The 24,841-nt window shown below is 43.9% G+C and carries 27 protein-coding genes and 2 pseudogenes; 2 read left to right on the top strand and 27 right to left on the bottom strand.

Annotated features, from left to right (window positions below):
- Positions 1 to 89 precede the first annotated feature (89 nt).
- On the bottom strand, positions 90 to 824 hold the full coding sequence (locus BUA78_RS17185; protein WP_072917002.1) for an SDR family NAD(P)-dependent oxidoreductase: 735 nt from the start codon (positions 822 to 824) through the stop codon (positions 90 to 92).
- Positions 825 to 1,393: 569 nt separating this feature from the next.
- Between BUA78_RS17185 and BUA78_RS17190 the strand changes: the two genes are divergently transcribed.
- Positions 1,394 to 1,990 carry a DedA family protein gene (locus BUA78_RS17190; protein ID WP_072917005.1) on the top strand — a complete coding sequence of 199 codons (597 nt, stop codon included), beginning with the start codon at positions 1,394 to 1,396 and terminating at the stop codon, positions 1,988 to 1,990.
- A gap of 96 nt (positions 1,991 to 2,086) precedes the next feature.
- Here the strand turns inward: BUA78_RS17190 and BUA78_RS17195 are convergent, their stop codons facing one another.
- From BUA78_RS17195 to BUA78_RS17315, 25 genes and pseudogenes are all read right to left on the bottom strand, one after another.
- On the bottom strand, positions 2,087 to 2,683 hold the full coding sequence (locus tag BUA78_RS17195) for a class I SAM-dependent methyltransferase (protein ID WP_072917007.1): 597 nt from the start codon (positions 2,681 to 2,683) through the stop codon (positions 2,087 to 2,089).
- Between the two features lie 205 nt (positions 2,684 to 2,888).
- Positions 2,889 to 3,209: pseudogene (locus BUA78_RS17200) on the bottom strand (DMT family transporter); the annotation flags it as partial.
- Positions 3,210 to 3,293: 84 nt separating this feature from the next.
- Complete coding sequence (locus BUA78_RS17205) at positions 3,294 to 4,052, bottom strand: response regulator transcription factor (RefSeq protein ID WP_072917011.1); 759 nt, start codon at positions 4,050 to 4,052, stop codon at positions 3,294 to 3,296.
- Between the two features lie 2 nt (positions 4,053 to 4,054).
- On the bottom strand, positions 4,055 to 5,266 hold the full coding sequence (locus BUA78_RS17210; protein WP_072917013.1) for a histidine kinase: 1,212 nt from the start codon (positions 5,264 to 5,266) through the stop codon (positions 4,055 to 4,057).
- 351 nt (positions 5,267 to 5,617) lie between these two features.
- Positions 5,618 to 5,908 carry an ethanolamine utilization microcompartment protein EutM gene (gene eutM, locus BUA78_RS17215; protein WP_072917015.1) on the bottom strand — a complete coding sequence of 97 codons (291 nt, stop codon included), beginning with the start codon at positions 5,906 to 5,908 and terminating at the stop codon, positions 5,618 to 5,620.
- 21 nt (positions 5,909 to 5,929) lie between these two features.
- Entirely contained in the window at positions 5,930 to 6,571 is a 642-nt protein-coding gene (locus tag BUA78_RS17220; RefSeq protein WP_072917018.1) for a phosphate propanoyltransferase, read from the bottom strand.
- A gap of 1 nt (position 6,572) precedes the next feature.
- Entirely contained in the window at positions 6,573 to 8,057 is a 1,485-nt protein-coding gene (locus BUA78_RS17225) for an acetaldehyde dehydrogenase (acetylating) (protein ID WP_072917020.1), read from the bottom strand.
- A 49-nt stretch (positions 8,058 to 8,106) separates the two neighbouring features.
- Entirely contained in the window at positions 8,107 to 8,685 is a 579-nt protein-coding gene (locus BUA78_RS17230; RefSeq protein ID WP_072917022.1) for a BMC domain-containing protein, read from the bottom strand.
- Positions 8,686 to 8,696: 11 nt separating this feature from the next.
- Complete coding sequence (locus BUA78_RS17235) at positions 8,697 to 9,377, bottom strand: cupin domain-containing protein (protein ID WP_072917026.1); 681 nt, start codon at positions 9,375 to 9,377, stop codon at positions 8,697 to 8,699.
- Positions 9,378 to 9,425: 48 nt separating this feature from the next.
- Entirely contained in the window at positions 9,426 to 9,974 is a 549-nt protein-coding gene (locus BUA78_RS17240) for a BMC domain-containing protein (RefSeq protein WP_072917027.1), read from the bottom strand.
- Positions 9,967 to 11,304 (bottom strand): 4Fe-4S dicluster domain-containing protein, encoded by a 1,338-nt coding sequence (locus tag BUA78_RS17245; protein WP_072917030.1) that lies wholly within the window; start codon positions 11,302 to 11,304, stop codon positions 9,967 to 9,969. The genes BUA78_RS17240 and BUA78_RS17245 overlap by 8 nt, the downstream gene beginning before the upstream one ends.
- Before the next feature lie 21 nt (positions 11,305 to 11,325).
- Positions 11,326 to 11,586, bottom strand: coding sequence for a EutN/CcmL family microcompartment protein (locus BUA78_RS17250; RefSeq protein ID WP_072917032.1), 261 nt, complete (start codon positions 11,584 to 11,586; stop codon positions 11,326 to 11,328).
- Positions 11,587 to 11,593: 7 nt separating this feature from the next.
- Positions 11,594 to 11,887, bottom strand: coding sequence for a BMC domain-containing protein (locus tag BUA78_RS17255; RefSeq protein WP_072917035.1), 294 nt, complete (start codon positions 11,885 to 11,887; stop codon positions 11,594 to 11,596).
- A gap of 20 nt (positions 11,888 to 11,907) precedes the next feature.
- Complete coding sequence (gene eutJ / locus BUA78_RS17260; RefSeq protein WP_139257442.1) at positions 11,908 to 12,750, bottom strand: ethanolamine utilization protein EutJ; 843 nt, start codon at positions 12,748 to 12,750, stop codon at positions 11,908 to 11,910.
- Complete coding sequence (locus BUA78_RS17265; protein WP_072917040.1) at positions 12,738 to 13,409, bottom strand: cobalamin adenosyltransferase; 672 nt, start codon at positions 13,407 to 13,409, stop codon at positions 12,738 to 12,740. The genes eutJ and BUA78_RS17265 overlap by 13 nt, the downstream gene beginning before the upstream one ends.
- 74 nt (positions 13,410 to 13,483) lie before the next feature.
- The gene (locus BUA78_RS17270; protein WP_072917042.1) at positions 13,484 to 13,939 is read right to left on the bottom strand and encodes a EutP/PduV family microcompartment system protein; all 456 of its coding nucleotides are present in this window, start codon (positions 13,937 to 13,939) and stop codon (positions 13,484 to 13,486) included.
- On the bottom strand, positions 13,936 to 14,289 hold the full coding sequence (eutS, locus tag BUA78_RS17275) for an ethanolamine utilization microcompartment protein EutS (protein ID WP_072917043.1): 354 nt from the start codon (positions 14,287 to 14,289) through the stop codon (positions 13,936 to 13,938). Before eutS ends, BUA78_RS17270 begins: the two co-directional genes overlap by 4 nt.
- Before the next feature lie 122 nt (positions 14,290 to 14,411).
- Positions 14,412 to 15,365, bottom strand: coding sequence for a choline TMA-lyase-activating enzyme (gene cutD / locus BUA78_RS17280; protein WP_072917045.1), 954 nt, complete (start codon positions 15,363 to 15,365; stop codon positions 14,412 to 14,414).
- Positions 15,366 to 15,440: 75 nt separating this feature from the next.
- The gene (gene cutC / locus BUA78_RS17285) at positions 15,441 to 17,984 is read right to left on the bottom strand and encodes a choline trimethylamine-lyase (protein WP_072917046.1); all 2,544 of its coding nucleotides are present in this window, start codon (positions 17,982 to 17,984) and stop codon (positions 15,441 to 15,443) included.
- A gap of 39 nt (positions 17,985 to 18,023) precedes the next feature.
- Positions 18,024 to 19,160 (bottom strand): 1-propanol dehydrogenase PduQ, encoded by a 1,137-nt coding sequence (locus tag BUA78_RS17290; RefSeq protein WP_072917048.1) that lies wholly within the window; start codon positions 19,158 to 19,160, stop codon positions 18,024 to 18,026.
- A gap of 13 nt (positions 19,161 to 19,173) precedes the next feature.
- Positions 19,174 to 20,682 (bottom strand): acetaldehyde dehydrogenase (acetylating), encoded by a 1,509-nt coding sequence (locus tag BUA78_RS17295; RefSeq protein ID WP_072917049.1) that lies wholly within the window; start codon positions 20,680 to 20,682, stop codon positions 19,174 to 19,176.
- A gap of 49 nt (positions 20,683 to 20,731) precedes the next feature.
- The gene (locus tag BUA78_RS17300) at positions 20,732 to 21,022 is read right to left on the bottom strand and encodes a BMC domain-containing protein (RefSeq protein WP_072917051.1); all 291 of its coding nucleotides are present in this window, start codon (positions 21,020 to 21,022) and stop codon (positions 20,732 to 20,734) included.
- Between the two features lie 28 nt (positions 21,023 to 21,050).
- A complete protein-coding gene (locus BUA78_RS17305) occupies positions 21,051 to 21,350 on the bottom strand; it encodes a BMC domain-containing protein (RefSeq protein ID WP_072917053.1) in 300 nt (99 codons plus the stop codon).
- A 141-nt stretch (positions 21,351 to 21,491) separates the two neighbouring features.
- Entirely contained in the window at positions 21,492 to 21,758 is a 267-nt protein-coding gene (locus BUA78_RS17310; protein WP_072917054.1) for a hypothetical protein, read from the bottom strand.
- Between the two features lie 4 nt (positions 21,759 to 21,762).
- Complete coding sequence (locus BUA78_RS17315; RefSeq protein ID WP_072917056.1) at positions 21,763 to 22,851, bottom strand: hypothetical protein; 1,089 nt, start codon at positions 22,849 to 22,851, stop codon at positions 21,763 to 21,765.
- A gap of 388 nt (positions 22,852 to 23,239) precedes the next feature.
- Between BUA78_RS17315 and BUA78_RS17320 the strand changes: the two genes are divergently transcribed.
- Positions 23,240 to 24,154, top strand: coding sequence for a choline kinase family protein (locus BUA78_RS17320; RefSeq protein WP_072917058.1), 915 nt, complete (start codon positions 23,240 to 23,242; stop codon positions 24,152 to 24,154).
- Positions 24,155 to 24,325: 171 nt separating this feature from the next.
- On the opposite strand, the pseudogene BUA78_RS17325 reads toward BUA78_RS17320, so the two are convergent.
- Positions 24,326 to 24,841, bottom strand: a pseudogene (locus BUA78_RS17325) (collagen-like protein); the annotation flags it as partial.

A 24,841-nucleotide genomic window follows, 5' to 3' on the forward strand; every position in this document is an offset into this window, starting at 1 on the left:
AAAATTATTTTCAGATAGCTATTTATAGTTATGGATACCACTGTTCGCTATTCAGCTATCGATCCGGTTTGTTGAACAAGAATTAGAATCTATCTTAGATATCCTCCGTTGTTAATATCGAATGTAGCACCGGTATAATGCTTAGATTTATCAGATAATAAAAAGAGAACAGTTTCAGCAACATCTTCAGGCAATACCGGTGTATCGATGAGTTGGTGACTTACATACTCCTTTTTTCTCCAGTCAGGTATTGTATCCATCATTGGAGTGTCAACCATCGTAGGAGCAACAGCGTTCACTCGAATGTATGGTGAGAAATTCATGGCACAGCTTTTAGTCAAACCCAGGATGGCTGCTTTTGATAATCCATAGATTGCATCTGAACTGCCTTCTATACCTGAAACGGAAGACATATTCACGATCACACCTTTACTTTGGCTATGGAACAATTTCTTGCCGAACATCTGAGAGAAATAGATAAATCCCTTAACATTTATATTAAGGACTCTATCGATTTCATCTGCTTGATAGTCTAGTAAATTTTTTGCTAAATAAATCCCTGCATTATTAACTAAACCATTCACGTCGGAATGTTCTGTTTCTACATATACAAAAAATTTAGCGACCTCTTTATATTTGCTTACATCTAACTGATAGGTATGTAGGTTATAGCGGTCATCCATTGAACATTTTAAATCATGTAAAGATTGTTCATTAATATCGCAGGCAATTATTGAAGCGCCCTCCTGTAAGCAATGTTTGACAACTTCTTTTCCGATTCCAGAAGCCGCCCCCGTTACGATTACTTTTTTATTTCGTAGCATTTCAAGAACTCCTCTCACAATTTTATGTATCATATTTACTAAATTATATCATCTGCCTCTCCTAGTAACCCTAATCAATCCTTGGCGTAACGCCACCACCCAAGTCTACAGCTTTATTATCTCTAGAAAACCGAAAGCTACCATTTAGACTGAGCCAACTTATGCAAAGAAATGGAGTCAAAAACTTGAAGGTAAAGTCGTAGACGACACCTTACCTTATTGAACTAATTTCCAACAATTCTTCAATGATCTCTGGTAAATAATGTTTTCGTATCTATTAGATAAGGAATAATACAAGTACGTGATAAATTATCTGGGTTGGTTCTTTCGTGAACAGATGCAATTGTATTTTTCAGATGGATCTCTTTACAGAAATATGGTAAAAAGAAAATAACGATTTCCATTATAATCATCGTCCTGATAATTGGCGGTGCAGGACTTTATATTTGAAAAGTCGGTCTTCTTGTGTGAAAACCGACTTTTCTTCTGGTAATGATTCATTTACCAGGGCAACCATTTATCATGGAGTGTTTTTCCTTACGTGAAAGGTATTAAAGGATGGGATATCAATGAATATTGAAGCACTATTTGAGCAGTATGGATATGCAATCCTATTCATAGGATTGCTGTTGGAGTTCATTGCTCTTCCCTTTCCAGGTGAAATAGCAATGCTGTATGCAGGGTATCTGTCTTATCTGGGAGTGTTAAATGGATGGACAGCACTTTTTTTAGCGTTTATCGGCACGATATTTGGGATGACCGTGACATATTTTGTCGGTCTAAAAGTGGGGATGCCTTTTATTCAGTATGTTGGCAAATGGGGGTTCATTACACCCGGTAAATTTGATAAAACGAAAGAATGGTTCAGCAGACTTGGTCATTTTCTTGTCTTCATCGGCTATTTTATTCCCGTTGTTCGGCATATAACCGGTTATTTAACAGGTATTTTGGGTTCTTCGTTTCGGATCTTTGCAGTCTATGCTTATAGCGGCGCCTTGTTTTGGTGTATTATTTTCATAGGCCTGGGATACATGTTTGGCTCACAATGGGATCATTTGTTATATGACATTGAGCGTTATTCTTGGAGTATCGCAATCATTCTGGTACTGCTCGCAGCTGTTGTCTGGCTAGTAAAAAGAATGGTTCATTGGCGATCTTTGGAATAACTAGCGTGCAACAAACTTAGCAAAGGAATGCCCCGGAGTCTGACTCCAGGGCAATATGCAATAAGATCTCTATTCATCTGTGTGTGATAGCCGTTACTATTTCCGTTTCCGCATTAGGCAAACCCAAGCTCTGGGCGGGTTTGGTCGGTTAGAGCCAAAATGGCTTGAAACCAGCGAAAGGATTTCAAAGTAGGGCTCCACGGAGTTAACAATATCTCTGGCAGTACGCTGCGGTGGACCTGGGACATCACGTTGTTCATCCGCATTGCCAACTAGGCTAAGCCATAGACCCTCGTTTTCTAAGTGAGCAGCTACTTTTTCAGCAAAAACCTTCCGCTCTTCATCCGTATTAAATGAATGAAAACAACCTCTGTCAAAAGCAAAGCTAAAGGGAGCCCCTTCAATGTTGTTTAAACGGATGTCATTCACAATAAAGGTACACTTGATATTTTCTACTGCCGCCCTCTCTACAGCTTTCTGTATGGCAAGCTCTGAAGTATCAATACCTATTACATCAAAACTATTTTGGGAAAGCCAGATGGAATTATTACCAGTTCCGCAGCCAATATCCAGTGCCTTACAGGGTTTGATGGACATGGTGGTTACCGTCTGAATAAGGTTAAAATCAGGTTTGCCAATATCCCAAGGAGTATTGCCTGCTTGATATCTTTCCTTATAACGTTCCTCTATCATCTTCGCTGAACCTCCCTCTTAATAAAAAAGTGACGAAATCCAAAATAGATGTCATCACTCATTAGCTATTTGTAAGTTTCCATTAAAAATTTTGAAATCCTTCTAAGGTAGAACGTAAGCAGAATAATTTTCACTATTGCGTATCTGTTTGTTTAAAGCTACTGCTGATTTCATTAACTGAATAATCCTTATCAGCAGACTGGCTATGTCCGGGTCCATAAAGATTTAATACGATAACCCCAATAATAATTAAGGCAATTCCTGCAATACTGGCGACATTCACTTTTTCCTGCCAGATTAAAATTGAGATGATAACAGTTGCTACCGTTCCTAACCCTGACCAGATGGCATAGGCTAAATTTAATGGTATTGTTTTAAGTGATAAAGACAAAAAGAAAAAAGCTAAGGTAAAACTAACGAGCAATCCCAGAGTAGGAATTAGCTTAGAAAAACCTTCAGAGGCTTTGAGTAGAGATGTACCAATAAGTTCACATACAATTGCAAGCATCAAGTATAAAAAAGCCATTGATTATTATTCTCCTGTAGTTAGATCAATGCGTCGGTTATCTCTGCAAACCACAGATTATCTGCTGTGATTTGCGGAGGATACTCAGTTATCCGCATTGTCATATAGATGGTTTCTTCTGTATGCTTTAGGTGTCATATTCATTTGTTGGACGAAGACACGATTAAAATAAGAGGGATCTGTAAAACCACATTCACTGGAAATGCGATAGGCAGGATAGTTGGTGGTTTCTAATAATTTACACGCATGCTCAATCTTCAATTTATTGACGTAATCAATAAAAGAGACCCCTACTTCTTTTTTAAAGATGCGGCTAAAATATTGAGGATTCAAAAATACATAGGACGAAACAGCTTGCAGAGGCAATTTCTGTTTAAAATTATCGTGAATATATTTTAATGCTTTTTCAATAAAATAGATCTGGTCGGTTTCCGGTTCCTTAACTTCTTCGTCGACAGGTACCTGGCACGTAGTTACAGTCGTTAACAGGTCATGGAATACCTGTTTGAAAACAGATGGTTTAACAGGTTTTAATAAATATTCCTGAACGCGGAGGTGAATGGCTGTTTGTGCATAGGAAAAGTCTGAATAGGCCGATAGGATGATAACAGATGCCTGTGGGAGAAATTTCCTTATCTCCTGAAGAGCCTGTAAGCCGTCCATTTCAGGAATGCGTATATCCAGCACGATGATGTCCGGTCGATATTGTTTGGCCAGCTTGACAGCCTGAATGCCACTTTCACAAGTGATTATTTTATCTTTAGCAGAAAGTTCTTCGGCCACAATCGATTTGAGAAAGTCCAATTCGAGTAATTCATCTTCTACGATTAAAACTACACTCATTGCTATCGCCTCGCATAGGGTTTGGTGGGAATCGAGATCGTAACAGTACTTCCACTATAGTCTGATTTTACGACTTTCAACCCATAATGATCTCCGAAATATTGTTTTAACCGTTTATCTGTACTGCGGAGACCAATTCCCTGTTTATTTTCCGGTTGATCCAGACTTTGTAAAACCTCTTTGGGAAAACCATTCCCGTTATCTACGATAAAAATATTAATATCATCTTTATATTTTTCTGCATAAATTTTTATCTTGCCCCCATCTCTTTTCGGGGAAATACCATGGATAAGAGCATTCTCAACGATAGGTTGGATGATCATATTGGGTATTCTGTGGGGTTTAATATCGTCTGCAATGTTAATTTCATATTCCAGACGATTTTTAAATCTCACCTTTTGAATATAAAGGTATTTTTCAATATTATCTATCTCAGCTCCAATGGTGTGTAATTCATCATCTTGTTTTAAATTGTATCGTAATAAATCGGAAAGACAGTAAATGAGTTCTTCCGTCGTATGGGATTTTTCAAAATAGGCGATACGTGCTATGGAGTTTAGCGTATTAAACAAAAAATGGGGATTAACCACCAAAGACATATTTTTTGCTTCCAGGTCAAGAATCTTTTTTTCCAGCATCTCTTTTTCAATAGATAATCTTTCTATAGCTGTATCAGTATTATTGATACTTTCAGAGAAGTCATAGGAAATATTTTTAGCAATGTGGTTGCAAAGTTGCTCATGAATTTCAATTTTGTTTTTTTCTATAGATTTTATCGCTGCTATTGTTTTAGCAATAAACTCCGGCTCGAGTTTTTTATCCTTTGCTATAGCCATAATGTCAATTAGGTATTTCTGATATTCACTATCCGGTAAAAAAGCCTGTGCTCCCACAACATAGCCTATCGTTTGGTTGTCAAAATCCACTGGTAGAATAATGTTTGCCAGTCCGTGCTGACAGGTAAAGCGGTCTCCTTTACCTGGTTTTAATCTAGAAATATAGTCTTTACATAGCCGTGTTTCATCTTCCTGACAGATTCGTTTGCAAAACTCAGGAGACGGATTAAATTCAAGCAGAATATCACCATTAGTATCGATCAACTGCAAAGAAATATTAGAGAGGGATAGAAGCCCGCTATATCGAGAATATAGATTGGAATCCACTAAATTTTTTAATGTTTTACTTGTGCCCTTTAGGGTATCAGTTTTGTTCATGCTCTTCGCCCAAATCCCTTTTCTCTGATTGATTGTATTTTGCATTTCAGATAAAGTATACGGTATAATTGTTGTCAATCCATCGCAAAAAAGAAAGCATCCGAGCTAGGTGGACCAAATTCTTTACGTTGCTGACTAAAAGAAAGAAAGGTCACGGATCGCATGCAGCTTTCATTATACCATGATTTTATTGGGACTGCCAAGTTTCATGAATAACGTTATTGAAGTACCCCATTTTGTATCGTTTGAATTTGCAATACTTGTGCTTCCCTAGTAATATTTGCCTTGCTAATGCAAAGGGCTGCCTCATTTTTATTGAGGCAGCCCTTTGTTGCATCGTCTATCTAATGATTATAATACTTCTTTTCTGGTTGGCAGAATCATTTCTACATCACTGTGTGGACGGGGAATAACATGAACGGAGATTAGTTCACCAACTCGCTGAGCAGCAGCAGCACCGGCATCGGTTGCTGCTTTTACAGCACCAACATCGCCTCTTACCATTACGGTTACCAGAGCACCGCCTACTTTTTCATAGCCAAGCAGATGAACGTTGGCGGCTTTTACCATGGCGTCGGCTGCTTCAATGGCTCCTACCAGACCTTTGGTTTCAATTAATCCTAAAGCTTCAGATTTACTCATTTTTGTTTCCTCCTAAAATTTTTATTTTATTATCGTTATTTTTGAGCTTGCAGTGAGATTCAAAGCATTTGCTTCTTCGGTGTCGATATGACACTCCAGAGCCGATGTGTTGTTGGCTCTGATGATGACATTCGAGTAGGTTCCTCCCCGAAGCCCATCTACTTGGATACTTACTATTTCTCCATCGGTTACACCAAGGTTTTTTGCATCTTCCAGGGTCATATGAATATGCCGTTGGGCGATCATCAAGCCTTTGGAGAGATAGATACTTCCTTTGGGACCAATGAGAGTGATTCCTGGAGTTCCTTGCAGGTCACCAGACAACTTTACCGGTGCGGTTATACCAAGCTTGAAACAATCTGCTTGGAGTATTTCTACCTGCGATTCGCTTCGTGTTGGCCCGAGGATGCGTACTTTTTCAATAGCACCCTTCGGCCCTGCTATGGTCAGGGTTTCCTTACAGGCATATTGCCCGGGTTGAGAAAGTTCTTTGATTTTTGTTAATTGGTATCCAGCACCAAACAGGGTTTCTAAATCTGTTTGGGAAAGGTGAATGTGACGGTTAGATATTCCCACGGGTATGGAATTTGTGTCTTTTTTTAAAATCCCCCCTTCTTGGATTGCTTCTAGCAGAAGCGCTGCTAAAGCGTCATACCTTCCCACTTTAGTTATCACCTCTTTTTTTCAGCAGGGCAATGACTTCATTCACAACATTCATAATTTGATCTTCGCTGATGGCACCAGAGTTGCTGCTTTGGGCCACACAGGTTGAAGAAGCGGGAGCTGTGTTTTCGGTGCAGTCTTTGATACCATAGGCCACACGTTTTCTATTGATTAAGTGCATGGGGGTTACATTATCGGAAGTGGCACTGCCACCCCAGGTACCGCAACCCAGTGTAAAGGCCGGAGCCAGTCCGGTACTTACACCCACACCGCCATGGGTGGAGGGAGTGTTAACCAAGATTCTGAATACGGGCTTTTCAGAGAACTTCATAGCCATTTCAGGGTTTTCCGTATGAATGGAAAGGCTATGTCCTACACCGCCATTTTTCAATAATTTAATGCACACATCACAAGCTTCTTCCCAATCTTTGACGGTATAAAAGGCCAACACGGTAGTCAGTTTTTCGTAAGACAGGGGATGTCCTTGTCCCACACCCTGTTGTTCACCTAACAGGACTTTGGTTCCGGCTGGAATGGTGATGCCGGCACTTTCTGCAATGGCTGCTGCGGATCGCCCGACAAATTTCGCGTTCATGGCATGGCCGCGGACAAACAGTTTTTGAGCAACTTTGTCTGTTTCTGCGGGAGTCATGAAGTAGCCGCCCTGACGTTTGAATTCTTCCACAACCTGATCACGAATGCATTCTTCCACAATAACCGCTTGCTCAGAAGCACAAATGGTCCCGTTGTCAAAGGTTTTACTGGTAATAATATTTTTAACTGCTTTTTGGATATTGGCTGTTCTTTCGATATAGGCGGGGACGTTGCCCGGACCTACACCCAGTGCCGGTTTCCCGGCGCTGTAGGCAGCCTTTACCATGGCAGTACCACCTGTGGCAATAATCATGTCCACTTCATCGCATTTCATAAGCTCATTGGTTGCACTCATAGAGGGCTTGGAGATGCAGCCAATGATATTAGCCGGTGCACCAGCAGCCACTGCAGCACCATTCATCAGTCTGGCTGCTTGCAGCGTGCATTTGAGAGCTGAAGGATGCGGTGAGAAGACAATCCCGTTACGAGATTTAATAGCAATAATGGATTTGTAAATGGTGGTGGAAGTAGGATTGGTGGAGGGGATAATCCCCATTAAAAGTCCCACCGGTTCAGCAATTTCCACAACCTTGTTGACCCGATCATCATTGATGACACCAACGGTTTGCATTGGTTTGATGAATTGATATAGCTCTGTGGAAGCTAACTGATTTTTAAAAGTTTTATCCTCCACTTTACCAAAGCCGGTTTCTTCCACTGCTAATCTAGCCAGAGAAACAGCATTCTCTTCGGCCACCTTCACCATATTCTGAATGATTTTATCAATCTGTTCACTGGTAAATTTCGCAAGTTCAGCTTGTGCCTGTTTGGCCTGACGGGCCAAATTTCTGGTCTCTTGCACAGATTGTAAATCATAATCAAAGTTTTCCAATTTTCTCGTCCCCTCTACACTGTCTTAACTTTTTTTTACAGGGTGCAAGTTACTTTTCACTCCCCCGCTCGTAATATCCCTTTAACTTTTGGATCAGCAATTCTTTGTTCGCTTTGGAGATGGCTCTACCGGCTAGACCAAGATCTTTGTATTCTCTGGCTAGATTCCGAAGTTTTACCACAGAAAGCGATTTCAGGACATCCACAACTTTTTCAAGACCAAATTCCTGTACGAGAGCATCTACCACCTCTTTACGAACTTGATTTAGTATGATCTGCTCGGACGGAGTACTTTCTTTTGTGTTCTCGGCTGGTTCTGATTCTGTTGCTGTATCCTGGTTTGCCAAGGGATCGTTTATGGGTTCGACCATGCTGCCAATCTCATGATGCGGTCTGGGAATTACATGCTGAGAGACCAAGGACAACTGACTAATCTTTTCAACCGCGGTTACAGCTGCTTCCACGGCGGCCTTCACAGCTCCCACATCACCGGTTATCGTAATTGTTACGAGGCCGCTACCGACAAAGGTTCTCCCCACAAGTTCCACTTGCGCCGTTTTAAGCATGACATCGGCACACTCAATAGCTGGCAGGAGTCCCCGTGTCTCAATTAGTCCAAGTGCCTGCATGACTTACCCCCCTATTGTTGTGCCATAAGATCAGCCCAGTTCGCCGGGTAGGTTGCATAGAAGAGCTTCACATACCCGGAAGAACTCCAGGTTACTTTGGAACCTTTGGGTACGAAGAGCACATCTCCCTGGCAGGCCTCGTAAGTCTCACCATTGATGGTAATGGACAGGTTTCCCTCAAGCACAATATCAATCTCTTCATAGCACAATTCCCATTCAAAGCTGGATTTCTCAATGGTCAAAAAGCCTGCGCTCATTTGGGAATCATCTTTACTGATCACTTCACGATAAGCTACCTTGGTGTTGGGGTTTCCTGTATCAAAGGTCTCGTATTTTACGGTCCTGCCGCGCACAATTTTCAGGCCACTTTTCGGGTCACCCTCGGTAAGAAAAGCCGGGTCAGAAGATGGTGCGGGAACATTGGCCAGGAGGCTATTCGCTAATACCGCTTTGACGATTTGATAGATTAAATCTTTGTCAATCGTTTTTTCCTGGTTATCTTTTTTCTGTAGACCACTATCTTTACAAATGTGATTTTTGGTAGCAGATGAATCTGCTGCAAATTCCACACCCAGTTCTTTGGCTAGATCCTGGGCTGCCGGTGTAATGATGGTATTGCCTTCTACGTAAAGTACTTTCTGGCCCTTGTCTGCTGCTGCTTTTACCTCATCTGCACAAACCAGTTTTTTCAAGGTACCACCTCCTTTCGCTGACTGCTATAGAAGAATGTGATTGTTACGTTAGAATAAGGTTGTCCACAATCTATTGGAGGGAGAAGGAATTACCTCGGTATCGACTAACAAACCTTTTTCTAGAGCGACAACTGTCCCAGCTTCGAGACCTGCCTTCACAGCGGCAACATCTCCGGTAAAGGTAAAGTAGGCTTTGCCGCCTATGCCACTGCCCATACGGAGTTCCAAAGCCTGGATGTCCGCGGCTTTCAGTGCTGCGTCGGCTGCAATAACCATGGAGGCCAGGGAAAAGGATTCCATAATTCCAAGAGCTCCGGTGCCATCCGGCAGGGTGGTGGCCGTAATGGCCGGGAAAACGGCCGGATGAACATTGGGTAGGATAAAGCTATCTACCAAATATTCTCCTGCTGCTTCGACGCCTACGCTGATAGAACTGTCTACGGCAGCCACATCGCCATGGACAATGGCGATATATTTGCCCGGGCAGACAGGAGTTGCACTAACTATTTCAACAGAGGCTGTTTTGAGCATCAGATCTGTGGCATAAATTCCTCTGGCAATACTTGTAAGCTCAATCATACCTATGGCGTTATACATACGAACCCACCTTTATGACAATAGAATGTTCTGTGCTTTCGACAACTGTCCCATCGAGGCTGGCGTGAACCGCAGCGCCCAGACTGTTATCAGGAATTTTTCCAATCAATTGCCCGGCTTTCACTTGTTCCCCTACAGCCACAACAGGTATGGCCGGTGCGCCGATGTGCTGGCGCAGAGCAATACGAATGGTTTCTGGTCTAAATTCGATCTCCGTCAGGGGTGCTGGTTTATCAAAAGCCGTTAGACCGATTTTGGCAATCAGGCGTTTGCTTGGAATCAAGCGATACTCTCTGGCTGATCGTGGTTTGAATTCCACCTGTGTCGGCTGATAACGAATGCCTTGTTCTGCCAGCTTCTGCTTATAAAGAATATTGACAGACTTCGGATGGAGATTGGCCGGACAGGAGAATAATTCGCAAATATTGCATTCACAACATAATTGAGCGATTTGCTGATCTTTCAGGTCACCCAGATTGTAGCTTAGGGCCCGCATGATTTTATGGGGTTGCAGATTATGTCCTAAAAGATAGCGGGGACATAAATCGGTACACATGCGGCATTGTTCGCAGGCGGTTCTGCCGATTACCCTTGCTCGATTAAGACTCACGGATTTTTTACGAATCAGAAAGTGATCCTTTTTCAGCAGTACGTAGCCTTTGTTCTTTTTGCTGACATACCCATCCAGGTTATTCATGACAGGGCCCATCATGGGGCCGCCGTCTATTACGGTATAATCATCCAGATTTGCCACGCCGCAAAGATTTAGGACATCCCGGATGGGCACGCCCACGGGCACTTTAACGGTCACCGGGTGGGGAATATCGCCAGCAATGGTGATATACGTTTCCGTAACAGGCTTACCAGCTATGGCGTGGTAGATATTTAAGGCTGTTTCCGAATTGATGATCACACAACCCACTTTTAAGGGAATGGATGCTTCAGGAACAACTCTTTGCGTTAATTCATGAACCAGCACCTGTTCGTCACCGGCAGGATAGACATCCCGCAGTTCCATGACTTCCATGTAATCGACCAGGCCTAGGGCAGTAATTCTCTCCCGCAAAATGCGAATGACTTCTTTGTGTTTGCCTTTGATACCGATGATGGCCTTGCGAGCTTCAATGCTTCTTCCCGCAGCTTCCAGTCCTTTGATGATTTCATCAGGAAACTGTTCCATCAATTGTTGGTCTACCCTGAGCAGTGGTTCACATTCGGCTCCATTCAGTAGTATATACTCGGCTTTGGAAGTTAATTTAGCGTGAGTTGGAAAGCCTGCTCCCCCCGCCCCAATAACTCCTGCATCCTTGATTAGGTTCAGTAAATCCAAGTTTCTCCACCCCCAGATTTCTTAAAACACGCAGTCTTCGTCAATGATGCCGACAATGACGGCGTCAACAGGAACATCGTCCCGATCCAACATTTTGCGGGCGGAGCTGCCAGTACAGACAATCACTCGCTCGCCAATGCCGGCACCGATGGTATCCGCAGCTATCATCAGACGCCCTGCGTCAATGCCGCCGAGGACTTCCACCAACATGAACTTCAGTCCTATGAGGGATTCTGCTTTTCTAGTTGACCAGATATTATCGATTACCTTGACTGCTATCATATAGGCCTCACCTATTTTCAAATTTAATTTGTATATCTTTCATAGCTGCTTCCACCGACGCTGTATCTCCGAAGATGGCAATCATAATCATATTTTGCGGGCAATGCCCTCGAATATCTTCTACTACCACCCCAGCTGCTTTTTCTGCGATATCAGCAGCGAAGACCATATCAATCAGCCGTCCCTGAACCAAACCCACAGCATCATAGTTTTCAATGGAGGTGGTTGAAGGAGAACTTTTTCTTCGAAAGAGAATATCTAAGGTCCCCTTGGAGGGGGATTTGATGATGCGGTACTCCATGCGGAAAAGTCACCCCAATCTTAAAGGATTTCCTGTGTGCAGTTCAACGCAATACCCAAAGGTGTTACAAACATGGGATTTTGCGGTTTATAGGTAGGAAGGTTGGTTTGTTTGGCGATGATATCTTCGATTCCTTCCAGGCAACAGGTTCCACCTACCAGATAGATTTCTTTTACTTGGTAGTCAGCTACGTGGCGATTGATAATAGATGAGACTTTTTCAATAACCGGTCGTAATACGGGAGTTAATTCCCGATGGTTTTTGAAATCCCGCTTATATTGATCCGCCTCGTCAAAGCTCAGTTTATAGGCTCCGGCAATGACGAGAGAAAAGTGAGTGCCGCCGGTAGGTTCATCAGCGACATGAATCACTTTACCGTCTTTCAGGATCGCAATCCCTGTCGTACCGCCGCCAATATCAACAATCGCACCGTCTTTGATCTTAAGCACGGCATTGGCTGCCGTAGGTTCATCCAACAGATTGGTGATTTCGAAACCAGCTCCCTGTACCACATGCTTAATCGCTCCGGAGTCAAGGGTAAAGGTTCCCGGTGGAAGCGCCGCTGCTGCATAGATCAGTTCTGTGCCAAGTTTCTGTTCGAGTTCTTGTTTTAGTTCTCTGACAATGCGAATAGCACCGATATAGTCAACCACCATGCCATCTTTAACAACACTGGCGAAACGATAGGCACCGGCCACAGGCTGATAATTTTCATCCAGGACAGCCAATACAATGTAAGCTGTGCCTAGGTCAATGCCGGTGTAATAAACGGCAGATTTATTTACTATGGGTGTTTTGATAACTTTCTCAAAATCCCGCACCAGTTGATCACAGTACAAAAAAGTTGAATTTAGCGCTTCCATTCTTTCCCCCCTAAACATTTCCACATCATGATGCAGAGAATGTTAATGATCAGATTAACCGTATCAATCAAGTCTTGCCGTGAGCAAACTTGCTCCGCCTCGTTCCAATAGGTTTCCAGAAGGGCTGGTTCAACCTCGCGGAGGGAAGCACGTAGGTGGTTTAACAAAGCAAGCTCTTTGCCATTTTCTAATCCCACGTGAAACTCACTGATATCAAGGTAATTTTCCAGTTTATTAGATCGTTCTTTAATTTCCTCTGCAGACCAGTCCCAAAATCGAATAACCTCTGGGGCTAGCTGTTCCCGTTCCGCCTTTCGCACATGCTGGAAATATTTGCCCAGGGCCATGACTTCTTCTGACAGGGCAGTATCTCCGGCGTGTAAAAGTTCTGCGGCCATAAGGAGAAATAAAGATTCTATGCAATCCATTCTTCTACGCAATCGTAAGGTGCACCAGTTTTCCCTTCCCGGTTCCTGATTCGAGTCGTCAGAAAGGGATTGTTTGCTGTCACTACACGCTGCTTGTACCAGCGTAACACGTCTATCTACAAGAAATTGGCGGGCGCCTGGTGTGATCTTTACATCTGGCTCCAGAACATACGTAGTAAAGGGCTCTGTTTTATATAAATCTCGCAGTTCCATTTCGGTGATGAATTTCATAAACCTCACCTACCCTTCCTGAAATCCTCTTTTACCAGATTTCCAAGCGATTTATGGTTATATATTGAAGAAACTTAATTTTTGTCAGGTGTTTCTTGTTTTCTTAGTAAATATTCTTTCAAAGCTGCCACACCCGTATGGTTCTTTAAAGAAATCCAGAAGTACGGTTCGGCAAGCCCCATTCGTTTCAATTGCTGGATAGAAAGATTGGCATTTTGCGGCGCCAAATCAATCTTGGTAATCACTCCCAAAACTGGACAAGTAAAGGTTTTTGCAAAACCAGGCGGATATACTTCAATGGGTCTGGCTTGATCCACCAGCAGTAGCACATGGGACGCGGTTTGTGCTGTGGCGATCAGGTATTTGTACATAGATGGGTTTTCAATATATGAGCCCGGTGTATCAATGGTGTTTTTTCCGTAAATAACATCCTGGGTCTTTTTTAAAGGTCGCTCGGTATCATTTAAAACATTGGTTAGTGTAGATTTGCCGGATTGGGTTGGACCGACAACCATAATTCGTTTTTTCATGTACGAGTAATCTTGGCGGACGTGAAGTCCAGCAATTTTTCCAGGGTGTCATTAATGGCCATCATGGCGGCTTCGACACTTGCCACATCACCAGATATGACCAGAGAGCCTGTAAAACGATCCAGAAAACCGATCTCTACGTCAGAGGTCTTGGTGGCAATATCGGCTGCGATAATGGCTGTTTCATAGGGAGTAAGGGTTAAAATGCCAATGGCACCTGTTTCTTCAATACCCAGACGTTCATAGAGGTCTTGTACAGGCGAAGCAATAATGTGAGCCAGTGTAACTTGTTTGCCTGGCACATATTCCTGGATAATCCGTTGCTTAGTAAATTCATCTGCTGCGCCCATAAAAATCCCTCCCTATACTATATTTTTTCTATGCCTGTTTTATCCTGTAGGGGAGGGGCTCTGCTCCTCCCGTTAGGTTGCCGATAGCACCATATAACGGGCTGAGCAGAGCCCAGCCCCTACTAATGTCTGATGACCTCAACCTGTAAGTCGTATCCTTTGATAAGCTCTTCAATTTTTGTAAGTTCTTCTTCTTTGAAGCTCAAATCTTCGGTAATGGCGTATTTCATATCTAGTTGCTTGTATTTGTTGATACCCAATTTATGATAAGGCAGTAAGTCAATGCCTTGAAAATTTTTGTAATGTTGAAAGGGTTGCAGAAATTCCATGGTTCTGCGTAGGATGTCGGCACTATCATTGAATCCCCGGATGAGGGGCATGCGAACTTTCACTGTGAACCCACGCTGGATGAGTTCTGTCAGGTTATCCAGGATACGTTCATTGGGTACACCGGTAAGTTCATAATGCCGTTCCGAGTCAATATGCTTAATGTCATAAAGAAACAAATCGGTAAACTGGGCGATCTTGAGCAGCGACTCCAGTTTGGTATAGCCGGAGGTTTCAATGGCTGTGTGGATGCCCAGGCGCTGGCATTCTGTCAGCAGCTGGGTAGCAAATTCCGGCTGTGCTGTGACCTCTCCTCCACCTAGGGTGACGCCGCCCCCTGAACTGTGGTAGAAAAGTGCATCTTGTTGGATGATGTCCAGCACTTCGGAAATGGTTCTATCCAAGCCGACAATGGACAGTGCCTGTTTAGGGCAAAGGGTTTCGCACTTGCGGCAACCGACACAATCAATGCTTCTGTTTACTTGATGCCGGGTATCCTCATTTTGAAAATAATGGATGTGGACGGGACAAACAGGAATACAGTTGCCACAGTGAATGCAAAGTTCTTCTTGGTACATGACTTGGTATTTTCTTTCCAGTCCCTCGGGATTCGAACACCATTTGCATCGTAGGGGGCAGCCTTTGAAGAAAATTAGTGTTCTAACGCCCGGTCCATCATAGATGGAGTATTTTTGCACATTGAAGATTCTCGCTTTTCTTTCTAAAAAGCCACTGATTCCTGTCGTCATATTGTCCCCATCCCTTTACTGGTCAGCAATCAACTTTCCCGCCTCAGTAGGCTAGATATGCTTCCTCTTTTTTGCTTAAAAATGATCCAATACGGTTCTACTGATAATTTCATCCTGTACTTCTTTGCACAGTTCTACGAAGTAGGCACTGTACCCAGCTACACGAATGATCAAGTCACGATATTTTTCGGGTTCTAATTGAGCTTTTCTCAAAACCTCATTATCAACGTAGCTGAACTGCATTTGACCGTTGCCCAGAATAGAAGCTGTTCTAAGCAAGGTAATCAGGCCGTTTTCACCTTCCGGGGTTTCCAGAATGCCACGTAACAATTTGAAGTTGTGCACCATACCAATATTCATGGATTCAACATTCAGCTTGCTAACCGATTTAATGATGGCTGTGGGACCCAATTTATCCGCACCCTGGGTCGGGCTGATGCCGTCTGACAGAGGTGTCCAGTCCAGCCGTCCATTGGCCGTGGCGCCAGTAATTTCGCCGATGGGCGTATTGTTGGAGATGGACAGGGTACCATGGGAAAAGTGTGAATACAGCATTTTAAATTGGTTGTGCGTCCGTTCTGTCCAGGTGATGATATCCGAGGCAATATCATCAACATAGTCATCATCATTGCCGTATTTCGGAGCATTCAGACAATCCGTCCGCAGGGTGTCAAAGCCTACAAAATTGGCAGCCAAGGCATCCCGCATTTGGCTTAATGTATATTTCTTTTCCTCAAAGACCAACTTTTTAATCGCTGCCATCGAATCAGCATAGGTTCCGAGGCCGGAGAAGATCAGGCCGGGGCCGTAATTAACCAGAGCGCCGCCGTTTGTCACATCGGTACCTTTCTCCATACAACCTTCTACCAACAGGGACATGAGCGGCTTAGGAACTAGGTCTTTATGAATCCGCTGGCTGACAATGGTGCCGATGGCAGATAGGCGGATAATATGTTCAATTTGTTTTTTGCAGGCAGCGTCAAATTCTTCATAGGTCTTGATATTGTCAAGATCCCCTGTATCAAGCCCTTGTCTGGTGCCATGCCATTTCATCATGCCGCGATTGAGAACAAATTCTATGGCAATGGGCCATTGGGTATAGCCGGTGGAGGTCCACTGATAGATTCTGCCGGATTTTTGTGGTTCCACACAACCCATCAGGCAATAATCCCGGGCATCTTCAATGCCGAAGCCCTTAAGCAGCATCATTTTAATATGAGCATCATCAAAATGGCAGGCTGGGAAGCCAAGTCCTGCTTTTACCACCTCGACAATTTTCTTTAAATATTGTTGTGGTGATTTGTTGTGAATCCGGCAAGCCAAGGACGGTTGATACATTTTGGTAAAACGAATGGCATCCATGATCAGGTACGTCAAGTCATTGGTTGCGTCGCCACCGGTTCTCTTCTGTCCACCGACGGTACAGTTGACAAAGGGTTGATAGCCGGCAAAATATTTTGCTCCCAGTTCACTAGACAGCCACATGACTTCAGAGCATTTAATAATAAAACAACTCAACAGTTCAAAGGCTTCCAGTTTGTTCAGGCGGCCAGCTTCCAGGTCGGCCTGGAACATGGGATAGATATATTGATCCAAACGTCCGAGGGAAATACCGGTCTGGTTTTCTTCCACCACAAACAGGGATTCCAGCGTCCAGATGGACTGGAGCGCTTCATGGAAGGTACGGGGCGGATTAGCCGGTACATAGGTTAAAATTTCGGAAATTTTATAAAGCTCTTTTTGCCGAGCTGCATCATGTTCCTTATCAGCCAGTTCTCTGGCATAATCGGAAAGCCGCTTGGCATACGCTAAAATGCCGTCACAGGTCTCAATTTCCGCTTTATAGAAATAAATTTTATCTAAGTCATCCGGGTTTTCCATGGACAATTTACTGAGTTTCTCGACGGCTTCCTGTCTTGCACCATTGATGCCTTTTTTTATCAGGATGATATCATAGCCTGGGCAGGTGTCCCCACCGCCATTGACCTGATGATAAGAAAGATCACTGACAAAAGCTTCACCTGAAAATGACCATACACCGGCTTCTTCATATTGTTGCTGACAAACTTCATCTACGCTCTTACCTTCCCAGAAGGGGAAAATCTCTTCCCGTAAAATACGCTTGTCCTCTTCACTGATTTGAAAGGGATCCTGTGCTCTGGTTGACATGGTGTCCAGTTCGTCGCGAAGCCATCTCCAGGCAATATCCGGGGATACAGCACCAGCTCTCGGTTTGCCGCAGGGATGTCCGACAATCAGTTCGTCCTTTTGAATCAGCAGGGGAGCAGTCTCGCAGGCTTTTCTAAAGCACTTGGCCCGCAGCAGAATTTTAGGTAAACCCGCATTTTCCTTGGTCACTTGGGTAAAAGCTCTGGCACGATAGGTACTAACACTGGGCTTAGCCTTTAAATAATTAGCCCGTAAACGTTCCAAACGAGGTGTTAAGCCGGTGATTTCTCCTTCGTACACAGGTGACTTTGTGTCACCATTCGTTGTTGGGCTGTTTGTGGCTAGTTCTTGGGAAATTCCCTGGAACAGCTTCATAATGGCAGCCGTTTCTTCCGGGGACAAATGTTTTGTGGCATCGGCAAATCTATTGGAAAACTCTTTTATATCCAAGCCTCTTTCCTCCCTTTCACGATACGTTTCTTACTATAATTAAAATGCCTTTTGCAAGATAGCGATCAGATCTTCTCTGGACGGTTGTCTGGGACTCGTGGGGGTACACCGATCCTGGAGGGCCAGGTCAGCCATTGTAGCCACTTCGTTCTCAAATTTGCCTTGATCAATTCCAAACTCGCGAATGCTAGTAGGAATGCCCAGAGATTTTTTCAAATCCTTGATGGCCTGCATGAAATTTACCGTTCCTTCCCGGTAGGTCCGAGCAGGCAATTGCAGTACAGTAGCCAATTTCGCGTATTTTTCAGCTGCGTATCGATTGCTGCTATCATTCAAATTTGCGTTATATTCAATCACTGTGCTCAATAACAATGCATTGGCTCGTCCATGGGAAATGTGAAAAGTTCCCCCCAAAGCATGGGCCAGACTGTGGTTAATCCCGAGATTTGCATTGGTAAAGGCCATACCCGCTATACAAGATGCATTTTGAATACGTTCTCTGGCGCAGACATCACTGGTATCGTTGTAGAGTGTCTTAAGGTTTTGAAAAATTAATTGGACTGCCTTTTCAGCCAGGGCATCTGTGCAATCGGTTGCCTCGGTAGAAACATAGGCCTCAATGGCATGTACCAGCGCATCGATACCGGTATCGGCCACCACTTGCTGGGGAACATGTTGGAGACAAGTGGAATCAAGTATGGCTATATCCGGAGCCATCCATTCATCTACGATGCACACTTTTTGTCCTTCCGTAGTAATAACGGAGAAGTTCGTCACTTCAGAGCCTGTGCCACTGGTGGAGGGAATAGCAATAAACAGTGGTTTTTTAAATTCCTCCCCGGCAGCTTTTCTAAACTGCCACAAGGAATACAAAATACCCTTGGCGGCATCAATGACAGAGCCGCCGCCCAAAGCAACAATGGTATCTGCATTGGTTTCCAGGTATCGCTTCATTCCTGCGGCAATGACTTTCACATCCGGGTCAGGGTGTACCTCTGTAAAAACAGCAGACTTTATGCCCGATTCATTGAGATAATCAATCGTTTTTTGGAGATAGCCTAACTTCTCCATAATCGAATCAGAAACAATAAACGCACAAGATCCTTTGATTTCTTTCAGAAATTCCATGGATCCTTCACTGAAATAAATCTTGGGTTTCATGACAAATGTTTTCATTAGCACTGTCACCTCAAATCTTCTCCGCATTGCGTAGGTTGTTAAGTAATTTTTCCAGCAACTCTTTCAAATCATCTGTGCTTTCAATGGAAGGTTGATTGCTAGAGCAACGAGTTCTACCTGTTCCAGAAACCTCCCCAACTTGCACGATATTTTTTAGATCCTCCAGTTGCCGCACACCATAGCCGACTTTGCGGATGTTAATCAAGTTCATGGGTGTGACATTATCAGATGTAAACCCGCCGCCTGCTGCGCCGCAACCCAAGGTCAGGGCCGGAAAGAGATTGGTTGTTGCTCCGATTCCCCCTAAACTGGAGGGAGTATTCACCAGTATTCTTGAAACGGGTTTTTTCAGAGCAAACTCGCGAATTACATGCTCATTCTGCGAGTGAATAACCAGGGTATGTCCTCGCCCTTCATTGACCAGTAATTCTATGCATTTTTCACAAGCATTCATCCAGTCCTTTTCAACGTAAAATGCCAGGACCGGGCAAAGTTTTTCTCTGGAGTACGGATTAGTGGGAGACACATATTTTTGTTCTGAAATTAATACTTTGGTACCTTCCGGAACACACAGACCAATGCGCCGCGCCAACTCCGTAGCCGATTTCCCGACAATTTCTGGATTTATACTGCCATCACGGCGGAAAAAATACTTACTGAGCTGCTCCGACTCCAGGGTCGACATGAAGTAAGCTCCATTTCGCTTAAGTTCTTGCCTTACTTCATCGGCAATACAGTCCTCAGCAACAATCGATTGTTCCGAAGCCGAGACAATTCCGTTATCGAAAGTTCTGCTGGCAATAATATCTGCTGTGGCCTTTTTGATGTCGGCAGAACGCTCAATAAAGGCGGGGCCATTACCCGGGCCTCCATAAATGGTTGGTTTTCCAGAGGTATAGGCCGCCCGGACCATCTTGGGTACACCTGTAATTAGAATAAGTGACGTGTCTTTGTGGTTCATCAAGGCAACCGTACCGTCCACAGCCAGTGTCCGCAAATATCCAAGGGCACCACTGGGCAGGCCGCTTTCTTCCGCCGCCTGAATCAGGATATCGAGCACTTTGGCGATGGTTTTTTTAGCTTTCGGATGAGGAGAAAAAACAATAGCATTACCGGATTTTATGGCAATGAGAGCCTTATATATGGTAGTGGATACAGGATTCGTTGACGGAGGTAAAGCGACAACCACGCCAACGGGTACACCAATATCCAGAGTCTTATTTTCTTTGTCTTCAGCAATAATACCAACGACTTTCATATCCTTAAGTTTCTGATAGAGAAAATCACTGGCAAAAACGTTTTTAATAAGCTTGTCCTGCCATTTACCAAAGCCTGTTTCTTCCTGGGACATCATGGCTAGATCTCTGGCCTGCCCTGACACTGCTTTAGCCATCTGTCCGACAATTTTATCCAGTTTTTCCTGGGGGAAAGTCGCCAGTATCTTTTGCGCCTCGCGGGCGTTTTCCACAAGAATCCGAGCCTCTTGGACGGAGAGTAAATCATTGTCAATTCTAGTCATATCTCAGTCTCTCCCCCCTTTCCACCCGTAAAATAAGGATATTTATCATTTAGTAGTCGAGACTGTACCTGGCGATAATCTTCTGTATATCCGCATGTGGTCTGGCAATGACCAGGGAGCTATAAATCTTACCCACCTTGCTGGCTTCTTTGATGCCCGCCTCCACAGCCGCTTTCACCGCTCCCACGTCACCACGAACCACCACAGAAATTAAACCGGAAGCTACATTTTCATAACCAATTAATTCCACATCCGCGGCTTTGCACATGGCATCCGCAGCTTCCAGTACTGAAACCAAGCCAAAGGTTTCTATGAACCCTAAAGCATAATTTTTCTCCATGCGGCTTCTCCTTCCAGCTAATCAATGTTTATTTCGCATCAATGTCATGCTGCGAAACAATCTTGCCTACCCGACTGATGGGGCGTGGCATGACGTGAGAGGCCGTCAGCTCACCAATGGCTGCCGCTGCCGCTGCACCGCTTTCCACAGCTGACCTCACGGCTGCCACATCGCCTTTCACCATGACTGTGACAAGACCGGAACCCACGTTTTCATAGGAAACAAGAACAACGTCAGCAGTTTTCAACATGATATCCGCCGCTTGAATGGCCGGTACCATGCCCCTTGTCTCAACAAGGCCCAATGCTTCCTCGCCAGAGTATTTCATCGAAACAACTCCTTTTTCACATTACTCCCCTAGCCAACCTATCAGGGCATATTCATTCTCAGGAAAATACGTTCACATTTTGCTCGACTTCAGGCAGGAACCGGTCGTAAACGCCGTCCCTGCCTGAAAAAGGAACTATGACTAATCGGGGATGTAGTTGTTTATCGTTGCCGCTCCTTCTTCGTGGGCGCGGTAATACACTCTCAGTTCTCCCTTTTCATCAAGATCATATCTCGTTTCTTCCAGGAGTCCATTAGCCTCCCCTGTCATGATGGCTTCAATGACAGCTGGTTTTTTCAACGCTTTGAAATGGCCGTATTCCTTCTTTAAAGCTTCGATCACGTCGTCGGCACAGGCTTCCTTCACCTTTGTAAAATGCTTTAAAATAGCGTAATTCAGTGGTTTCATTGGCTTACGCCTCCTTCCTTCTGAATAAGTCTAACGGATTCATCGCAATGATCAAAATACCGAATGCCATCACGATCGCGGCCACCCAGGCGATAGGCGGCAGAGCCCAGCCTTCCATACCGGCAAATACGCCGAGTACCAGCCAGCAGAAAAACGGTCCCCAGAAGGAATAGGCGCCGTTACAGGCCATGCCGAGCGCCGCACCGCACATGCTGTTGCCCTTATACCATAGGCTGTAGGCAAATACGGCAAAGAAACCGCTGACCACAAACCAAATGATAGCAGGTCCGCTGGTAACGGCTTGGACCACCAGTGAAGGGGCCAGACCGATATTTCCTGCCAGCATCGCCAGAATCGGAACCAGAATAAGCAAATTGGAAAGACCGGAGGTGCTCTGACGGATGGTAATCCCAATCTCGTAGTCGATCATGGAAGTTCCGTAACCTGCGATACAGCCTTCCAGACCCCAGCCGAAGGCACAAATGAAAGCGATACAAATTCCGAGAAGTAGGTTTGGCGGTGCATCAGCGCTCATGCTGGTGCTGCCGATCATCAGAGCAGCACTGAAACAGATTGCAATACCAAGCAGCATACGAGGAGTCAGCTTTTGCTTGAATAAGATTCTGGCCATGATTGCCCCAATGGCAGGACAAAGAGCAGTGATTGGAATTACGATAGAACCAGCCATTTGAAGGGCGACAACATACGCGGTGCTGGCAATCGGTCCTCCCAGCAGGGCGGCAAAGATCATCACTCTGCCCGGTTTTGTTTTCAGCGTCCTGAAATAATCGCCTAGCTTTCCTTTGAAAGCGGCAATCCCGATACACCATAGCGCACTTAAGGTGTCGTTCAGCGCACTCCCCAGCGCCCCGAGCATGTAGGTAATCACAAAGGCTGACAGAGCGGCGTTATTTACGCCATACCAGTCTGCCCAGACGCCATTCGCCATACCCAGAGTCATAAAAGCGGTATAAAGTCCGTAAAACATGCCGGAAAGGATAGCGACGGTAACTCCCTTTTTGAAAAAATTAGATGATAGCTGTTTTTTCGCAGCAACCGCAGTTGCATTCGCAGAAGATGAAGTGTTGTCCATAGAAAATTCCTTTCATTTGCTTTTGATTTGCCCGGGTATCATTTTGCTCACCATAACAATTGACTGATAATTCCCTAGATAATTAGTTGCCTTTATGATATCGCATGCAGTAATTATTTTTTTGAATAATCAATAGCTATAATTTGTACTTTTATATCCAGTAAAATTTAGTTATTGTACTAAGATGACTTTATTTAAAAATAGGGACAAGAGGGTTGATTTAACGAAATACTAGATATGAAACTTCCACACGATAGGAACCAGCCGAAATCCATTGTTAGACCAATATATCGGTCCAAATACATTGATTTTGTTAGTTTTTTTTGCTAAAGTAAGTTTACAATAATTCTAAAATCCAAGTTTCACTATACTTGGTGGAGTAATATATATGAGAATGGAAGAATTAGTTCAAGAAAAGCTGCGCCATGTTTTTCAGGACGCAAGCATTGTATTCGATAAATCCCGCTTTGCCGGCGGACTTACCAATTACAACTACATCATGAACATTCAGGGAATCGAATATGTCATCAGGCAACCCGGCGGCATGACGGAACAGATTATTGATCGAAAAATTGAAGGGGTAAATAATAATATTGCCTCTGAGTATGGTGTAAACTCCGATTGCATTTACTTTGATGAAGACAGCGGCATCAAAATAAGTATTTGCATCAAAAATAGCCAAAATATGGCGCAAGCCAATCCAAGCACCCCTCAAAATATGGAAGCCGTGGCCGGCTTAATGAAAAAAATTCACTCTTTTCCAAAACATTTTTTAAACCACTTCGATTGGCAGAAGGAACTTGCCAAATACGAACGGATTATTCAACAACAACGCGGTGATTTTTTCTATGATTACACAACTCAAAAAGAGAAATTAATTGATTTTGTGCAAAAAAATATTAAAAGTACAAGTTTAGTCCCCTGTCACAATGATACGGTGCCTGAGAACTTTGTCATTGACGGCACTGGCAGAACCTATCTGATAGACTGGGAGTATTCCGGAATGAATGATCCCTGTTGGGATGTGGCAGCCTACATTCTTGAATCTAAACTATCTATAGAAGCTATCGACTATTTAACACAGAGCTACTTTGGTCATCCATTGACCCCGGAGGAAGAATTAAAAATAAAAAGCTTTATGATGGCACAGGACTTGCTCTGGACAGTCTGGGCTTTGATTAGGCATTACAATGGTGACGATTTTCTGGAATACTGCTGTTTTCGATATGAACGCTTCCGAAAAAATAGTAAAATAATGACCAAATCATCCCATTGTTCCATTGCCAGTATGGTCCTGAGTTGATGTTATTTCAATCTCCCTAAATGTGTTGACACAAAAAAGCGTAGGTTCACGGACTAACCATAGCCCAGAACCTACGCTTTTTTTGCACTTTCAGAAAGTATAAGAAAAACCAAGGCTTCCGCCGGCGTCTAAAGACTTGGCGCAAGCCAAGTTTTTCTAAAAAATCATTATTTAATTACTTAATTGAACAACAGTTAAAGAGCGATTCATATAACCTAAAGTACCACCAAAAGTAGTACTAATATCTACTCCTACTTCATCTCCTGCTGTTAAAGAGGCTTGAACGACAAACGTTGAACTGCTTCTATTAGGTATCTTGAAGAAAGTAGTAGTATCGCCAAAAATTGGTAGACCATTGACAGTAATAATAGCATCAAGATATGGTTGATCTGGGTCCGGATCAACAGTGGCTTCAGCGTTAATAGATATCGTTATTTGAAAAATTCCGCTTTCTCCTACCACTAATCCATTGCCTGACATACTAACTGTGACATTTGATAAAGGTCCAACCACACTGAATGGTACGGGTGTGAATGTTGCTCCAGGTAACTCTGCACTAGCTCCTCTTAAAGATCCAAAAGCCAAAACGACGTCTCCAGTGGGACCGGTTGCCCCCGTGGGTCCAGTGGGTCCGATGGGTCCAGTAGGTCCAGTGTCACCGATGGGACCGGTGGGTCCGATTGCTCC

The organism is Desulforamulus aeronauticus DSM 10349 (genome assembly GCF_900142375.1).
Classification (GTDB): Bacteria; Bacillota; Desulfotomaculia; order Desulfotomaculales; family Desulfotomaculaceae; genus Desulfotomaculum; species Desulfotomaculum aeronauticum.

Coding starts and splice junctions, on each gene's coding strand:
- eutJ (WP_139257442.1), bottom strand. CDS start 12,750: ATGGAAGCGCTAAATTCAACTTTTTTGTACTGTGATCAACTGGTGCGG.
- BUA78_RS17185 (WP_072917002.1), bottom strand. CDS start 824: ATGCTACGAAATAAAAAAGTAATCGTAACGGGGGCGGCTTCTGGAATC.
- eutS (WP_072917043.1), bottom strand. CDS start 14,289: ATGGGCGCAGCAGATGAATTTACTAAGCAACGGATTATCCAGGAATAT.
- BUA78_RS17305 (WP_072917053.1), bottom strand. CDS start 21,350: ATGAAATACTCTGGCGAGGAAGCATTGGGCCTTGTTGAGACAAGGGGC.
- BUA78_RS17230 (WP_072917022.1), bottom strand. CDS start 8,685: ATGCAGGCACTTGGACTAATTGAGACACGGGGACTCCTGCCAGCTATT.
- BUA78_RS17300 (WP_072917051.1), bottom strand. CDS start 21,022: ATGGAGAAAAATTATGCTTTAGGGTTCATAGAAACCTTTGGCTTGGTT.
- BUA78_RS17255 (WP_072917035.1), bottom strand. CDS start 11,887: ATGGAGTACCGCATCATCAAATCCCCCTCCAAGGGGACCTTAGATATT.
- BUA78_RS17295 (WP_072917049.1), bottom strand. CDS start 20,682: ATGACTAGAATTGACAATGATTTACTCTCCGTCCAAGAGGCTCGGATT.
- BUA78_RS17250 (WP_072917032.1), bottom strand. CDS start 11,586: ATGATAGCAGTCAAGGTAATCGATAATATCTGGTCAACTAGAAAAGCA.
- BUA78_RS17320 (WP_072917058.1), top strand. CDS start 23,240: ATGAGAATGGAAGAATTAGTTCAAGAAAAGCTGCGCCATGTTTTTCAG.
- eutM (WP_072917015.1), bottom strand. CDS start 5,908: ATGAGTAAATCTGAAGCTTTAGGATTAATTGAAACCAAAGGTCTGGTA.
- BUA78_RS17205 (WP_072917011.1), bottom strand. CDS start 4,052: ATGAGTGTAGTTTTAATCGTAGAAGATGAATTACTCGAATTGGACTTT.
- BUA78_RS17270 (WP_072917042.1), bottom strand. CDS start 13,939: ATGAAAAAACGAATTATGGTTGTCGGTCCAACCCAATCCGGCAAATCT.
- BUA78_RS17240 (WP_072917027.1), bottom strand. CDS start 9,974: ATGTATAACGCCATAGGTATGATTGAGCTTACAAGTATTGCCAGAGGA.
- BUA78_RS17290 (WP_072917048.1), bottom strand. CDS start 19,160: ATGAAAACATTTGTCATGAAACCCAAGATTTATTTCAGTGAAGGATCC.
- BUA78_RS17210 (WP_072917013.1), bottom strand. CDS start 5,266: ATGAACAAAACTGATACCCTAAAGGGCACAAGTAAAACATTAAAAAAT.
- BUA78_RS17315 (WP_072917056.1), bottom strand. CDS start 22,851: ATGGACAACACTTCATCTTCTGCGAATGCAACTGCGGTTGCTGCGAAA.
- BUA78_RS17310 (WP_072917054.1), bottom strand. CDS start 21,758: ATGAAACCACTGAATTACGCTATTTTAAAGCATTTTACAAAGGTGAAG.
- cutD (WP_072917045.1), bottom strand. CDS start 15,365: ATGACGACAGGAATCAGTGGCTTTTTAGAAAGAAAAGCGAGAATCTTC.
- BUA78_RS17265 (WP_072917040.1), bottom strand. CDS start 13,409: ATGAAATTCATCACCGAAATGGAACTGCGAGATTTATATAAAACAGAG.
- BUA78_RS17190 (WP_072917005.1), top strand. CDS start 1,394: ATGAATATTGAAGCACTATTTGAGCAGTATGGATATGCAATCCTATTC.
- BUA78_RS17195 (WP_072917007.1), bottom strand. CDS start 2,683: ATGATAGAGGAACGTTATAAGGAAAGATATCAAGCAGGCAATACTCCT.